The following is a 14,030-nucleotide window of genomic DNA, read 5'->3' as shown; positions in this document are numbered from 1 at the left end:
TACGAGCTGTACGGGCTGACTGACGAGGAAATCGAGATCGTCGAGGAGACGGTCGGCGAGTAGGACCGCGAGCGACTGCCGGGAGCGAGCGGAGTTTTTTGGTCCAGATTTTTGCAAGTGGTTCGACCGAGCGAGCGACGCGAGCGAGGGAGGACCCGCAGCAAAAAGGTGGGAGCGAGATCGAGATCGTCGAGGAGACGGTCGGCGAGTAGGATCGTGAGTGAGTCGAGACGAGGAAAGCCCCCGCGGGGCTCGAGTCGGGGGCCTCGCTGCGCTCCTCGTCGCGTTCTCCTGCGGTGCTTTCATCGCCCGCCGTCCTCGAACCCCGCGGCCCCTTTCAGTCCCTCCCAAGGCCTCACCCTCCCCAGCCGACTCGTTCGCTCCAGTCGGTCGCTCACTCGCCACTGTCAGCGCATGCGCTGACAAGCCTTCGTTCACGCTGTTCACGAAGACCTCGCACGGTGTTGGCGAGGCGTCCTCGCGGTGCTCGGACGCCAGCCAGCGCGCGCCACAGTGGAACTCGAGAACCGGAGAAACTGTCGTCCCTCACGGCGCCGCAGCGTCGGCGTTCCGGTCCGAATCGGTAAACGGGATATCGATCTCGAGACCGTCGTAGGCCAGCGTCGGTTTCTTCGCCCGGCCCGACTGCGCGCTCTCGAACTCGATCACGCCGATATCCTCGAGTTCGGAGAGGTTCCGATGGACCTGCTTGTAATCACGGTCGACCAGTTCGGCGGCGTCTCGGATACTGTCGGGATCGTGCTCGGAGAGCGCCTCGAGCAGCTCGAGATTCTTCGGACTGCAGAGCCGGCTGAGTTCGGCGTACGAGCCGAAGTTGAGCACCGGCTGGGCGTCCTCCAGCTCTTCGCCCTTCTGTGCAGCTTCGATTCGTCGGCGCGTGCGCTGATCGAGACGGTCTCGTTCGCCGATCGTGACTTTGAGCGTGGGCATCGGTTGGTCCTCCCGGTGGCGTCCTCCTCCGACCAGGTCCACGAGACTGGCGTCAGGTCGTCTGCCTCCCGTTTAAATCGGTCGTAGAGCGTGAGCATTCCTGGAAACTCGACGACCTCGACGCCGTCTTCCGTATGGCGTTCGTGCCCCTTGGTTCGCTCGTGTGCGTTGTCGTACCGCAGGATCGTCGCACCACCGACCTCCCCGAGATGGAGCGCGTAGTCCCATCCGCAGGGGTACTTCTCGTCGTCCGTTTGTCGAACGATAACGCGGACGATGTACCCGCCTTCGACATCCGTCCAGTCTTCGACGATCGTGTAGGACGCCATCCGTCGTTCTATGGTGCGGACTCCATAGCCAAATACCTATGGATCGTACCACATACGACGCGAATTACAGTGGTTCGACTGAGCGAGCATCGCGAGCGAAGGAGGGCCCAAAGTAAAAACGTGGATCTGAGATCGTCGGGGAGACGGTCAGCGAGCGACGCCGAAACGCTTACTCTCGTTCCCACCGTCTGTGGGAGCATGCCGACGGTAGACTCGAAGGGACGGATCGTCCTTCCGAAGAAGGTCCGAGACCGGTTCGACATCGAGCCCGGAACCGAGGTGGAGGTTAGCACCGAGGACGGGAAGGTAGTCGTCGAACCCGAGGCCGATCCGGAGGTCGTCCTCGAGCGACTGGAGTCGCTTGTCGAGGATGCCGCGGCCGACCGGACCCAACGCGACTACGAGGATCTCGACACCCTCGCCAGGGACCACGCGGATACGATTCGCCGACAGGCCCGAGGGGCGGACGACGATGGAGAGTGACGGGCCGTACCTCTTCGACGTTGGCGTCGTCGCCCTCGCCCACGCCGGAACGCCGGTCAGCGAACCCGCCCTGTCGCCGCTCCGGGACGCGATAACGGGCGAAATCGACGGCGTCGTCCCGTACGCCGCGGTCGTCGGCGCACACCACGTGCTCTCGTCGTACTACGGGTTTTCGAACGAACGGGCATCGGACCTCATGCGGAATCTGATGGATGCGAGACGTATTCACTGGTACGACGAGATGCCGGAAGACATCGTCCGCTCGGGGTTCTCGCTTTCCGGTGCGCTGAACATCGAGGGGTGGGACGGCTACTATGCGGAGGTCGCTCGCTCCGAGGGAGTCGACACGATTCTGACGCTCGATGACGACTTCGATCCGGTCGAGGCCGTGACGGCGGAGGTCGTCCTCACCCCCGAGGAGTTCGCCACGCTCAACGAGTATCTCGGATACTGAACCGAGCGCAAAAGGCGAGGAGTATCGCGATCACCGCGTTCGTCGCGGATCGTCGCTCGAGCCGAGCAGAATCCTGTACACGACGTACCCCACGAGCAGCGCGAACCCGAACGTGGCGACGGTCTCGGCGAACCAGATCGCGGCGTACAGCGCCCGCGTGAGGATCCGCACGGCGACGAGGCCGCCGAAGATCAGGGCGACGAAGGCGAGGCCGCCCAGCGCCGCGCCGATGCGTTCCATACCCGACGTTCACGAACCGACGGGATGAACGTACCGCTTGCTCGCCGTCTCGAGCCCCCGCCCGTCCGGATTTCACTTTCGCCGTGTTCCGGGAACGTTTTTCAGGCCCCCCGACCAAATACCGGTGATGGAACTCGACGATCATGCCGAGGAGCTCGCCTCCGACCTCGGTGTCGACAAAGAGGAGGTCAAATCCGACCTGCAGAACTTGGTGGAGTACAGCGTCCCGGTCGACGAGGCCAAACAGAGCCTCCGCCGGAAGTACGGCGACGGATCCAGCGGCGGGGGCGGAACGCCCTCGGCGAAGAACGTCGCCGACATCACCCCCGAGGACGGCAACGTAACGGTCACCGGCACCGTGCTCACGGCGGGCAAACGCTCGATCCGCTACCAGGGGAGCGACCACGTCATCGTGGAGGGGCAACTCGCCGACGAGACCGGACGGATCGACTACACCGCCTGGGAGGACTTCGGCCTCGAGCCGGGCGATACGATCACCGCGGGCAACGCCGGCGTCCGCGAGTGGGACGGCGAACCCGAACTCAACCTCGGCGAGAGCACGGCACTGTCCTTCGAGAGCGACTCCCCCGACGTGCCCTACGAGATCGGCGGCGAGGCCGACCTCGCCGACCTCGAGACGGGCGACCGCGCGCGCACCCTCGAGGTCTCGGTTCTCGAGGTCGAGCGCCGAACGATCGACGGCCGCGACGGCGAGACCGAGATCTTAAGCGGCGTGCTCGGCGACGAGAGCGGCCGACTCCCCTTCACCAACTGGGATCCCGCCCCGGAGATCGAGGCGGGCGCGTCGGTTCGCATCGAGAACGCCTACGTCCAGGAGTTCCGCGGCGTCCCCGAGGTCAACGTCTCGGAGTTCTCGCGGGTCTCCCACCTCGAGCGGGAGATCGACGTCGGCAGCGACGCGACGACGATGGACGTCGGCGAGGCCGTCCGCACGGGCGGGATCTACGACGTCGAACTCGTCGGCAACGCCATCGCGATCCGGGACGGCTCGGGACTCATCCAGCGCTGCCCCGAGTGCTATCGCGTGATCCAGAAGGGGCAGTGCCGGACCCACGGCGACGTCGACGGGATCGACGACCTCCGCGTGAAGGCGATCCTCGACGACGGTACGGGCACCGTCACCGCGGTGCTGGACGACGAACTCACACAGCAGGTCTACGGCGGGGACCTCGAGGACGCCCTCGAGGCCGCCCGCGAGGCGATGGACCAGGAGGTCGTCGCCGACGAGATCCACGAGAACGTCGTGGGCCGGGAGTACCGCGTGCGAGGTCACCTCTCGGTCGACGAGTACGGCGCCAATCTCGACGCCGAAACGTTCGAAGAAAGCGACGACGATCCGGCCGCGCGTGCGACGGCCTTCCTCGAGGAGGTGGACGCATGAGCGCGAACGGCGACGAGAACGACGAGGAGATCCCCGGCCGGGAGATCGCCTACCGGCTGTTCGCCGCCGAGTACGACGACGCCTCGCTCTCGTACGCCGAAAGCGACGAGGAGCGGGCGCCCAACTACGTGATCACGCCGACCGGAGCGCGGCTCAACCGCGTCTTCGTCGCGGGCACGCTTACCGAGGTCACGTCGGTCAACGACGAGATGGTGCGGGCCCGCGTCGTCGACCCGACGGGCGCGTTCGTCGTCTACGCCGGCCAGTACCAGCCCGACGAGCTGGCGACGCTCGAGTCGCTCGAGCCGCCCGCGTTCGTCGCGGTGACGGGCAAGGCCCGCACCTTCCAGCCCGACGACGCCGACCGGGTCTACACCTCGATCCGGCCCGAGTCGATCGCGACGGTCGACGCCGATACCCGCGACCGCTGGGTCGTCAGCGCCGCCGAGCAGACCCTCGAGCGGATCGGCACCTACGCGGCCGCGATGGGCCTCGATGCGGACGGCGACGCCCTCGCCGACGCGCTGGCCGAGGACGGCGTCGAATCCGGCCTCGCCGACGGTATCCCGCTCGCGATGGATCACTACGGGACGACGCCGGACTACCTCGCCGCGCTGCGCGACTGTGCGCTCGAGGCCTGCGAGGTCGTCGCGGGCGAGCGTGATCAGGTGAGCGGGCTCGCGCTCGACCCCGACGGCTCGAGTCCGGCGTTCGAGACGTCCTTCGAGGCGATTGCCGAACTCGGCGCCGTCGACCTCGAGCGCGAGGTCGCCGAAGCTGAACCCGAGCCCGACCCCGCCGCAGCGACGGCCGGCGAGGATGAACCGGAGCCGGTCTCCGCGGCGACGGCCGACGAGTTCTCGGCGGCCGACGATGTGCCAACCGAGACCGCCGGCGAGGACCCGGCGTTCGACGCCGACGAGTCCGACGCGCCCGATCCGAGCGAGGTAACCGCCGGCGAGGACGAGCCGGGGCCGGTGACGACGGCCACGGCCGACGAGTTCACCGCCAGCGAGGAGGTCCCGGCGGACGCGGAGACGAGCGTCGAGACCGAGACCGAGAACGGGAGCGACGGCCCGTCCGCGGAAACCGAAGCCGCGGCCGAGACCGACGAACCGGAACTCGACGTCGAGGCCGACGAGTTCGGAGACGACGACCTCGAGACGACGGCCACGGCCGACGAGGGCGCCGACGAGGAACTCGGCGACTTCGACGGCGGCGGGATGTACGAGATGGACGACGACGAGCGCGAACAGCTCGAGGCGGAGTTCGGCGCGGAGTTCGCGACCGGAACGGAGGTCGACGACCCCGGCAAGAACGATATCGACGTCCCGGAGCCCGACGCCGATACCGGAACCGACGAGGAACTCGAGGAGGCCTCGGCCCTCGGGTCGGCGGCCGAACCGGACCCCGAGCCGGAGGCGGACGCCCCCTCGAGCGCCGACGAGCCGGACACCGACGACGAGAGCGACGCGGACGACGAGTCCGAGCCCGCGGCGGTCGACCTCGAGGCGGCGGTCGTCGAGACGATGTCCGAACTGGACGACGGCGACGGCGCGGACCGATCCACGGTCGTCGAGACCGTCGCGTCCGAGACCGGCGTCGACGAGGGCGCCGTCGAGGACGCCATCGAGGAGGCCCTGATGGGCGGGCAGTGTTACGAGCCCGCCGACGGAACGCTGAAGGCGATCTGAACGGGCGATGGGGACCGACGCGAACCGAGCGGAGCCGATCGTCGAGCCCGTTCCCGACGAGCCGGCCGCCGTCGCGACCGTCGGCGACGAGCGCGCGCTGTTGCTCGCGGATTACCACGCCGGCTACGAGGCCGGCCTGCGCGTCGAGCGCGGCGTCGACGTCCCCAGCCAGGCGCCGGAGCGCCGCGAGCGACTGCTCGCACTGCTCGAGCGAACCGGCGTCGACCGGCTGGTCGTCCTCGGCGATCTGATGCACTCGATCGGCGATCCCGGCGGCGCCGAGCGCGGCGAACTCGAGGTGCTGTTCGAGTCGCTCCCGCCGAGGATCGAGGCGACGGTCGTGAAGGGCAACCACGACGGCGGGATCGAGGACTGGCTCGAAGACGTGACGGTGGTCCCGGGTTCGGGGACGGCGATCGGAGGGGTCGGCGTCTGTCACGGGCACACCTGGCCCGCGCCGGCGGCCCTCGAGACCGACGTGCTCTGTCTGGGCCACGAACACCCCTTCGTGCGCCTCGAGGACGAGGTCGGCGACGGCCGGGCCGAACCGGTGTGGCTCCGCGGTCGGCTCGATCCCGAACCGTTTCGCGACCGAGCCGAGTACGCGGCCCTCTCCTGGTTCGACGAGGGGACGCCTCCGCGAGCGATCGTGCTGCCGGCGTTCAACGACCTCGTCGGCGGCACGTGGGTCAACGTTCCCGGCCAGTCGTTCCTGTCGCCGTTTCTCCCCGACGGGCTCGCGGCGGGCGAGGCGTACCTGCTGGACGGCACTCGGCTCGGCCCCTATCGCGACCTCTAGGGACTGATCCCAGCGACTGGGAACGCCCGGAACGGGTAGTACCGATCCGACCCGAGCGACGGGTATGAGCGACGCCGCTCCCCGCACGCTCGAGCGACCGATCCGTCTCGTCGGGACCCGAGAGATGCTCCTCGACGGGGACGACTTCGCCGCGCTCGAGCACCGGAGCCGCGAGATCGAGATCGTCTGTGCCACGGGCGACCGGTTCACCGAACGCTGGCGAGGCGTGCCGATTCCGGCCCTGCTCGAGTCGGCCGCGGCGCCGCCCGAGACGACCCACCTGCTCGTCGACTCCCGCGACGGGCTTCGGGCCTGCGTCGCCGTCGAAGACGCCCTCGAGGGGCTGCTCGCGGTCGCGAAGGGCGGCCGACAGCTCTCGGAAACCGCCGACTACGCGACGCGGTTCGTCGCGCCCGGCGTCGACGGCGTTCGGACGGTCAAGGGCGTCGCGCGCGTCGAAGCGGCGACGCTCGCGCCCGGCGAGGATCCCGAGTCCTACGAGCGACGAGGGGCGTCACCGGACGGGAACTCCGGCGGCAAGCGCATGTAAGCCGAATCGCCATCCCTCGGCCGCGGAAACTGTGGCGTATGTCGCTCGAAACGTACCGACTCGAGGTTCGAGAGTCAGACGCCGGCCTCGACGCCGACGTCTACGACAGCGACGAGATGATCGAGGAGTCGACCCACGTCTCCTACGACGACTTCGACGCCGAGGCGCCGGATCGTGACGGAGACGTCTCTCGGAGCGAGGAGGTGACGGCCGACGTGATGGAGCTCGATCTTCAGGTGCAACGCGACGGCGCCGGCTTCGCGTTCGAACTGCTCGGCGATCGAGAGACGCTGACGACGATCCGGGTCGGCGACGACGAGTAAGCTCGCTTACGCGCGCTCCGTCTTCGACCGGATCTCGTCGTCCTCACGCCACTGGTAGTAGCGATACTCCTCCCCGCCGATTTCCATCGTGGACACCGTCGCTCGTTCGGGAACCCCGGCCGGATACGCGTTGTCCTCGTCTGACGGGCGGGACTCCGCCCAGGTCGCCAGCGCGTCGGCGTGATCGGCGACGGTTCGAATCGTCTCGGGATCGCAGTCTGAAAGCGCCTCGAGAACCGCACGTAGCTCCGGCTCGAGGTCGTCGGGCGGCGTCGGCTTCTCGGACGGCTCCATCGTCCCGTCCTTGGTTCGCGAGCCTAAAAAGTTCGGAGAATCGGTGATCGAGGGTCGTCGCAGCCGTTCAGTACTTCTCGAGGTAGCGCTCGAGCTCCCAGTCGGAGACGTCGATGAGGTACTCCTCGAACTCCTGGCGCTTGGCCTCGACGAACTTCTCGGCGATGTGCTCGCCAAGCGCGTCGTAGACGACCTCGTCCTCCTCGAGGGCGTCGACGGCTGCCCCGAGGTTCGACGGGAGCGTCTCGATGCCGTACTCCTCGCGTTTCTGCTCGTCGAAGTCGTAGATGTTCTCCCGAACCGGATCGGGACAGTCGAGGTCGTTCTCGATGCCCTCGAGACCCGCGTGGATCATGGCCGCGATCGCGAGGTAGGGGTTGCACGAAGGATCGGGCGAGCGCAGCTCGACCCGCGAGGCCGCGGGGACGCGGGCGGCGGGCTTGCGGATCAGCGACGAGCGGTTGCGGTCCGACCAGGCGATGTAGACGGGCGCCTCGTAGCCCGGCACCAGGCGCTTGTAGCTGTTGACCGTGGGGTTCGCGACGGCCGTGATGGCCGGCGCGTGCTCGAGGAGACCGGCGGTGAACGAGCGGGCCTCCTCCGAGAGGTTGAACTCGTCGCCCTCGTCGTGGAACGCGTTCTCGCCGTCCTCGGTGAACAGCGAGATGTGGGTGTGCATTCCGGAGCCGTTGACCTTCGGGATCGGTTTCGGCATGAACGTCGCGTGGTAGTCGTGCTGGGCGGCGATGGCCCGGACGACGGTCCGGAACGTCCCGACGTTGTCGGCGGTCGTCAGCGCGTCGTCGTACTCGAAGTTGATCTCGTGTTGGCCCTGGGCGACCTCGTGGTGGCTCGCCTCGACCTCGAAGCCCATGTCCTCGAGGCCGTAGATGATATCCCGGCGAACGTCGGAAGCGAGGTCCTTCGGCGCGAGGTCGAAGTAGCCGCCATGGTCGTTGGTCTCGGTCGTCGCGTGGCCGTCCTCGTCCTCCTCGAACAGGAAGAACTCCGGCTCGGGGGCGGCGTTGACGGTGTAGCCCATCTCCTTGGCGCGGTCGAGCGCCTGCTTGAGGACGTACCGCGGATCGCCCTCGAACGGCTCGCCCGTCGAGGTGTCGATCACGTCACAGATCATCCGCGCGGCGGCGCTGTCCTCCTTGTCCCTCCAGGGGAGGACGGCGAACGTCTCGGGGTCGGGCTTGAGGCGCATATCCGACTCCTGAATGCGGACGAAGCCCTCGATAGAGGAGCCGTCGAAGTAGATCCCTTCGGTGAACGCCTTCTCGGCCTGGCGGGCCGGAACGGAGACGTTCTTGACGGTGCCGAGGATGTCCGTAAACTGCAGCCGAAGGAAGTCGACGTCCTTCGATTCGATCTGATCCAGTACGTCCTGTTCTGCTGTGGTCAGGTTCCCATCTGCCATCTTCTACTCGACTTATTCAACGGATCCCACTATTAAAGCTCTACTGTTGTGGGCGAATATACTCGAGAAGGTTCAAAGCTGGACGATCGTAAATCAGGAGCGCCGTCAAGCGGGGTTCGGGTCGAAAGACGGCGAGGAATCGGTGAGAAAAGCTCCGAACGTGGAGCCGAGACGGACGATCACCGGTCGCCACGACGGTCGGCGGGCGTCGCCGAGGCCCGCGCTCCGGTCCCGACGCCGACGCTCGCCCGCCAGACCGAGACCGAGGTCCTGACGACCCGGCTCCACGCTTCGACGGGGCTGGGACCGTCGCTCTCGCGGGGCCGTTCGTCGAGAACGGTCCCGCAGTCGGGACAGACGATCTCGACATCGCTCCCTCGCGGCTCGCGAACCCAGTCACCACCGACGGGGCTCGCGTGGTCACACCCCCAGCAGTACAGCGTCGCTTTCCGCCCCTCTGGCGGCTCGCGGTCGTGACTGATACTCATTGCGAGTCGGTAGGCGATCGACGCGTAAAGCCCCTTTTCTCAATGATCGTTCCTCGCACTGAGCCGGGCGAGTTTGTCACACGAACTCGTCCGCCATCCGGCTTCGGCGTGCCGAACGTTCACACGGGTTCGGTTCTTCCGCCCGAACGGCAGCGGGCTGATCGTTCGCGTCGTGTCGAACTCGGTTTCGAACGCCGGCGCTACCGGTTTCAGTCGCGAGCGCCTACCCGAGGTATGGACGAGTCAGCGAAACCGGCCCGCCTCGAGGACGGGGCCGATCTCGACGCGTTCGTCGACGAGCACGACGTCGCCCTCGTGGAGTTCTACACGAAGGGCTGCGAGCGGTGCAACGCGATGGTGCCGGTGCTCGGGAACGTCGCCCGCGTCGCCGACGTCTCCATCGCCCTGTTGAACCCCGGCAACGACATCACGCTCGTCGATCGCTTCGACATCCGCTCGGTGCCGACGCTCGTGCTCTTCGAGGACGGCGAGGAGGTCGGACGGCTCGCCGAGGGGTTCATGAAAACCGAGACGGTCCTCTCCCTCCTCGAGGACCACGTTCCCGGAGCCGTCGACGACGCGTAGGCCCGTTACGCGTCGCCCTCGGGCTCGAGGTCGTTCGGATCGATCTCGCCGGAGAGATACCGCTCGCCCAGGTCGCTGATGTCGTACATCCCCATCGCGTGTTTCGTGGCGAGGCCGTACTTCGCGAGCTCGCGACACCGATAGGCGACGTGGGGGGCGCGGGGCTCGACTTCCTCGGCGAGCTGGTCGGGCATGAAGATCTCCTCGTCCCGGAGCAGCCGGAGGAGCTCCTCGTCGACGGGATCCATCCATTCGGCGCTGTCGTCGGTCATCGGTACCTCGAGTTCGGTCACCGGAGGCGGTAAATGACACGGAGTTCCAGTCGTCGACCGGGCAGGCTCGAGGGCGACCCGCACGCGGTGTGCGTTCCGGGCCGGGCTACGGTCGCCGAGAGACCACGACGGCGACAGCAGCCAGTGCGACGACGGCGACGCCGACGCCGAAGCCGGGTAGTCCGTCCGCATCGTCGCTCTCGTCGCTCTCGCTGCCGTCGTCCGCGTCGTCGTCGCTATCGCCGTTGCCGTCGGAGCCAACGATCCCGTCGTCGGTCGACTCGTCCGACTCGGTACTGTTCTCGGTGGTCGATTCGGTTCGCTCCTCGGGCTCGTCGCTCGAGTCGTCGACCTCGCCTTCCAGCTGGAGCACGACGACGGCCTGTCCGTGCGAGCCGTCGGTCTTGTACGTCCAGCCGCCGCCCGCTTCCTCGTAGGACTCGGTGTCCTCGATCGGGTCGACGTCGGTGTCCCAGGCCTCGTGTGCCTGCTGGATGTAGCCGACGACCTCGATGTCGTCGGCGTGCTCGCCGGTGATCTCGACCTCGCCGTACTCGATGGTTCCATCCTCGGGCTGGCCGTGCATCTCGATGCAGTGGGAGTCCATGTAGCCGTCGCCCTGCGGGAGCTCGGAGGAGGTTCCGAACTGATCCGAATCGAGCGGCTGATCGTAGTTGTCGGTCAGCGGATACTCGACGACCATCGGGTCCGCACCCGTGTGCCACTCGAGTTCCTCGCCGGTCGACACCGTCGCGGTCGTGTCGGGCACACTCTCGCCGACGATCGGCTCGCCGGCTTCGTTGAGCAGGGTCACACAGATCTTCCCGGAGCCGTCGCCGAGATACGGGTTCCGGTACTCGTCCCGGGGATTGATGTAGCTGATCCAGCTGCCGTCGGGCGCGGCCGCCTCGTAGTACTCGTCACCCGGCTCCGGGACCGGGACCTCGGCGGCGGGCTCGGAGACGGCCGTCGTCGACGACTGCACCGCGTTCGTCTCGACGCCGTCTCCGCTCGAGGCGTCGTCGGAGCCGACGGCGACGGGGCCGCCGACGAGAACCGCTGTCGCGAGAACGCCCGTGAGCACCGCGAGGACGCCGACGATGACGACGGTCCGACCGTCGCGACTCATCGATTCCTCCGTCTTCGTCGTCGGTTCGATCCCGCTGCGGGATCGATCGTCGGGCAGGAAATAATCTGAAATAGTGACTGTTTTGATTTACTGAATCTCATCTAATCCGATGGTATCGGTGCCGGCTGTATACTATTCGGTTGCTAAACCGGTCTTAAGGACCTGATACGCCGAATTAGCCGGCTACTATCGGGCTTGCTCTCGCGGGCCGAACCGACTTCCCGATACCGCCGATAGGACGAACAATGAGTCTACGAACCCTACGCGGGGAGGGGTCGACCCGTCGGCCGCTCACGGCGGAACGATCGCTCGGCGCTCGAGCCGTCGGACTGGCGGTCGTCGGCGTCGGCGCCGTTCTGGCCGCCGATGCGGTCGCCCGTCGTCTCGAGTCGAGCGGTCCATCCACGGTCACGGACAGCGTACGACGTCGTCGGGGGAAATCGACGCCCCGAGGGTCGGACGGGACTGGCGACGGCGACGAGCCGATCGACGACGAACGGTTGAACGCCGACGTAACCGATGAGCCGCGCTCGAGCGAGGCGATCGGCGAGCGGGCGACCGCGGACGTCCAGGAGGAGCCGGCGCCGCCCGGGGAGCTCGCGCTCGACGAGGACCTCGCCGAGGAGCTCCGGGAGGACGACCGCGAGGAGTGATCGCCGCCCGCCCGACAACCGAAGAACGTGGCGCTTATCCGCCCTACGTCCGTAGGAGCGTCGATGACTGAGGGAGACGTCGCCGCCTTCACGCACCTCGGATCGACGGTCCGCGGGGCGCTCTCCGAGCGCGGGTTCTCGACGCCGACGGCGCCCCAGCGACTGGCGATCCCGCCGCTGTCGGCCGGCGAGAACACGCTCGTGATCGCCCCTACCGGGAGCGGCAAGACCGAGACGGCGATGTTACCCGTCTTCGACCATCTTGTTGAGCGAAGCTCAACGAGCAATCAGAATTCGGAGAATTCTGATGACCACGTCGCCGATCGCCCCGAGGGGTTCGGCGCGCTCTACGTGACGCCGCTGCGGGCGCTCAACCGCGACATGCGCGAGCGCCTCGAGTGGTGGGGCGACTACCTCGACCTCGAGGTCGACGTTCGCCACGGCGACACCACCCAGTACCAGCGGAGCAAGCAGGCCGAGGATCCGCCCGACATCCTGGTGACGACCCCCGAGACCGTCCAGGCGATGCTCACGGGCGAGCGACTGCGGGAGGCGCTCGAGGACGTCTCCCACGTCGTGATCGACGAGGTTCACGAACTCGCGGCCTCGAAGCGGGGCGCACAGCTTTCGATCGCGCTCGAGCGACTGCACGACCTCGCCGGGCGGATGCAGCGGATCGGCCTCTCGGCGACGGTCGGCGATCCGGAATCGGTGGGACGGTTCCTCACCGGCGGCCGGGCATGTGAGATCCGCGAGATCGACGTCGGAAGCAACGTCGACGTCACCGTCCGCAGCCCCGAGGTGACGGCCGAAGACGAGGAGCTCTCCGGAAAGCTGGTTACCGACGCCTCGACGGCGAGTCACGTCCGGCTGATCCGGGATCTCGTCGCCGAGCACGAGTCGACGCTGATCTTCGTCAACACTCGCCAGACCGCCGAGGCGCTGGGCTCGCGCTTTACCGAACTCGACCTGCCGATCGGGATCCACCACGGCTCGCTCTCGAAGGAGGCCCGGATCGACGTCGAGGACCGGTTCAAGGCCGGCGAACTCGACGGACTACTCTGTACGTCCTCGATGGAGCTGGGGATCGACGTCGGCCGGGTCGACCACGTGATCCAGTACCAGAGCCCGCGCCAGGTCGCCCGCCTGCTCCAGCGGATCGGGCGCGCGGGTCACCGCCAGGACGAGGTCTCGAGCGGCACCATCGTGACGACCCGCCCCGACGACACGTTCGAGGCGCTGTCGATCGCCCGGCGGGCCCGAGACGGCGAGGTCGAACCCGCCGATATCCACGAGGGGAGCCTCGACGTCGTCGCCAACCAGCTGCCGGCGCTCGTCCAGAGCCGCGGCGACACCCGCCTCGAGGAGGCCGTCGAGACGATCACCCGCGCCTACCCGTTCCGGGACGTCACGGAGGAGACGATCCGCGAGATCCTCGGGGAACTCCACCGCAACCGGATCGTCTGGTTCGACGAGAGCGAAGAGCGCCTCGAGACGACCGGGGGAACCTGGCAGTACGTCTACGCGAACCTCTCGATGATCCCCGACGAGGAGACCTACGAGGTCCACGACATCGCCTCGGGGGGCCAGATCGGCACCCTGGACGAGCAGTTCGTCGTCAACTTCGCCCAGCCGGGCGAGGTGTTCATCCAGCGCGGCGAAATGTGGCGCATCGCCGAGATCGACGACGAGGAGGGCCGGGTGAAGGTGAGCCCGATCGAGGACCCCGCGGGCGAGGTTCCCTCCTGGATCGGCCAGGAGATCCCCGTCCCCGCGGCGGTCGCCGGCGAGGTCGGCGAAATTCGTGCCGTGGCCGAACCGCAACTCGAGACGGGCGCGAGCGCGGCCGCCGTTGGCTGCGAGCTCGCACACCGGTATCCGGCCGACGAACACACCCTCACCGAGGCCTGCTCGCAGATCGAGGATCACCTCCACGCGGAGGCGCCGATGCCGACGGCCGA

General features: G+C 67.6%; 17 protein-coding genes and 1 pseudogene. 10 read left to right on the top strand and 8 right to left on the bottom strand.

The window, feature by feature from the left end; all coding sequences use genetic code 11:
- Positions 1–546 precede the first annotated feature (546 nt).
- Together ACNA7R_RS16025 and ACNA7R_RS16020 are read right to left on the bottom strand one after the other, a co-directional pair.
- Positions 547–951, bottom strand: coding sequence for a transcriptional regulator (locus tag ACNA7R_RS16025; RefSeq protein ID WP_416284545.1), 405 nt, complete (start codon positions 949–951; stop codon positions 547–549).
- A 26-nt stretch (positions 952–977) separates the two neighbouring features.
- Positions 978–1,280, bottom strand: a pseudogene (locus tag ACNA7R_RS16020) (toxin-antitoxin system TumE family protein); the annotation flags it as partial.
- Between the two features lie 198 nt (positions 1,281–1,478).
- Here ACNA7R_RS16020 and ACNA7R_RS16015 point away from each other — a divergent pair.
- Both ACNA7R_RS16015 and ACNA7R_RS16010 read left to right on the top strand, forming a co-directional pair.
- The gene (locus tag ACNA7R_RS16015) at positions 1,479–1,763 is read left to right on the top strand and encodes an AbrB/MazE/SpoVT family DNA-binding domain-containing protein (protein ID WP_416284544.1); all 285 of its coding nucleotides are present in this window, start codon (positions 1,479–1,481) and stop codon (positions 1,761–1,763) included.
- A complete protein-coding gene (locus tag ACNA7R_RS16010; protein ID WP_416284543.1) occupies positions 1,753–2,217 on the top strand; it encodes a type II toxin-antitoxin system VapC family toxin in 465 nt (154 codons plus the stop codon). The genes ACNA7R_RS16015 and ACNA7R_RS16010 overlap by 11 nt, the downstream gene beginning before the upstream one ends.
- A 30-nt stretch (positions 2,218–2,247) precedes the next feature.
- Here ACNA7R_RS16010 and ACNA7R_RS16005 read toward each other — a convergent pair whose 3' ends face one another.
- Positions 2,248–2,457: a hypothetical protein gene (locus tag ACNA7R_RS16005; RefSeq protein ID WP_416284542.1), complete on the bottom strand. Its 210-nt coding sequence runs from the start codon at positions 2,455–2,457 to the stop codon at positions 2,248–2,250.
- 127 nt (positions 2,458–2,584) lie between these two features.
- Here ACNA7R_RS16005 and ACNA7R_RS16000 point away from each other — a divergent pair, with 127 nt between their 5' ends.
- The 5 genes from ACNA7R_RS16000 (at position 2,585) to ACNA7R_RS15980 (ending at position 7,225) form a co-directional block, all read left to right on the top strand.
- Positions 2,585–3,859, top strand: a complete 1,275-nt coding sequence (locus ACNA7R_RS16000) for a Single-stranded DNA binding protein (protein WP_416284541.1) — start codon at positions 2,585–2,587, stop codon at positions 3,857–3,859.
- Entirely contained in the window at positions 3,856–5,553 is a 1,698-nt protein-coding gene (locus ACNA7R_RS15995) for a hypothetical protein (protein ID WP_416284540.1), read from the top strand. Before ACNA7R_RS16000 ends, ACNA7R_RS15995 begins: the two co-directional genes overlap by 4 nt.
- 7 nt (positions 5,554–5,560) lie before the next feature.
- Positions 5,561–6,352, top strand: a complete 792-nt coding sequence (locus tag ACNA7R_RS15990) for a metallophosphoesterase (protein WP_416284539.1) — start codon at positions 5,561–5,563, stop codon at positions 6,350–6,352.
- 64 nt (positions 6,353–6,416) lie between these two features.
- Positions 6,417–6,902 carry a molybdopterin-dependent oxidoreductase gene (locus tag ACNA7R_RS15985; RefSeq protein WP_416284538.1) on the top strand — a complete coding sequence of 162 codons (486 nt, stop codon included), beginning with the start codon at positions 6,417–6,419 and terminating at the stop codon, positions 6,900–6,902.
- A gap of 38 nt (positions 6,903–6,940) precedes the next feature.
- The gene (locus ACNA7R_RS15980) at positions 6,941–7,225 is read left to right on the top strand and encodes a hypothetical protein (RefSeq protein ID WP_416284537.1); all 285 of its coding nucleotides are present in this window, start codon (positions 6,941–6,943) and stop codon (positions 7,223–7,225) included.
- A 6-nt stretch (positions 7,226–7,231) separates the two neighbouring features.
- On the opposite strand, the gene ACNA7R_RS15975 is transcribed toward ACNA7R_RS15980, so the two are convergent.
- From ACNA7R_RS15975 to ACNA7R_RS15965, 3 genes are all read right to left on the bottom strand, one after another.
- Complete coding sequence (locus tag ACNA7R_RS15975; RefSeq protein ID WP_416284536.1) at positions 7,232–7,519, bottom strand: hypothetical protein; 288 nt, start codon at positions 7,517–7,519, stop codon at positions 7,232–7,234.
- A gap of 67 nt (positions 7,520–7,586) precedes the next feature.
- Positions 7,587–8,942 (bottom strand): type I glutamate--ammonia ligase, encoded by a 1,356-nt coding sequence (gene glnA, locus ACNA7R_RS15970; RefSeq protein ID WP_416284535.1) that lies wholly within the window; start codon positions 8,940–8,942, stop codon positions 7,587–7,589.
- A gap of 179 nt (positions 8,943–9,121) precedes the next feature.
- Complete coding sequence (locus ACNA7R_RS15965) at positions 9,122–9,430, bottom strand: hypothetical protein (RefSeq protein ID WP_416284534.1); 309 nt, start codon at positions 9,428–9,430, stop codon at positions 9,122–9,124.
- Positions 9,431–9,664: 234 nt separating this feature from the next.
- Here ACNA7R_RS15965 and ACNA7R_RS15960 point away from each other — a divergent pair, with 234 nt between their 5' ends.
- The gene (locus ACNA7R_RS15960) at positions 9,665–10,015 is read left to right on the top strand and encodes a thioredoxin family protein (RefSeq protein ID WP_416284533.1); all 351 of its coding nucleotides are present in this window, start codon (positions 9,665–9,667) and stop codon (positions 10,013–10,015) included.
- Between the two features lie 5 nt (positions 10,016–10,020).
- Here the strand turns inward: ACNA7R_RS15960 and ACNA7R_RS15955 are convergent, their stop codons facing one another.
- On the bottom strand, positions 10,021–10,287 hold the full coding sequence (locus ACNA7R_RS15955; RefSeq protein ID WP_416284532.1) for a hypothetical protein: 267 nt from the start codon (positions 10,285–10,287) through the stop codon (positions 10,021–10,023).
- A 106-nt stretch (positions 10,288–10,393) separates the two neighbouring features.
- On the bottom strand, positions 10,394–11,416 hold the full coding sequence (locus ACNA7R_RS15950; protein WP_416284531.1) for a PGF-CTERM sorting domain-containing protein: 1,023 nt from the start codon (positions 11,414–11,416) through the stop codon (positions 10,394–10,396).
- A gap of 245 nt (positions 11,417–11,661) precedes the next feature.
- On the opposite strand from ACNA7R_RS15950, the gene ACNA7R_RS15945 reads away from it, so the two are divergent.
- The gene (locus ACNA7R_RS15945; RefSeq protein ID WP_416284530.1) at positions 11,662–12,069 is read left to right on the top strand and encodes a hypothetical protein; all 408 of its coding nucleotides are present in this window, start codon (positions 11,662–11,664) and stop codon (positions 12,067–12,069) included.
- Between the two features lie 63 nt (positions 12,070–12,132).
- The coding region (locus tag ACNA7R_RS15940; RefSeq protein ID WP_416284529.1) for a DEAD/DEAH box helicase at positions 12,133–14,030 on the top strand (1,898 nt) is incomplete at its 3' end.

It is taken from the genome of Natronococcus sp. (assembly GCF_047921035.1).
Classification (GTDB): domain Archaea; phylum Halobacteriota; class Halobacteria; order Halobacteriales; family Natrialbaceae; genus Natronococcus.
This window is presented reverse-complemented; position numbering and strand designations above follow the sequence as displayed.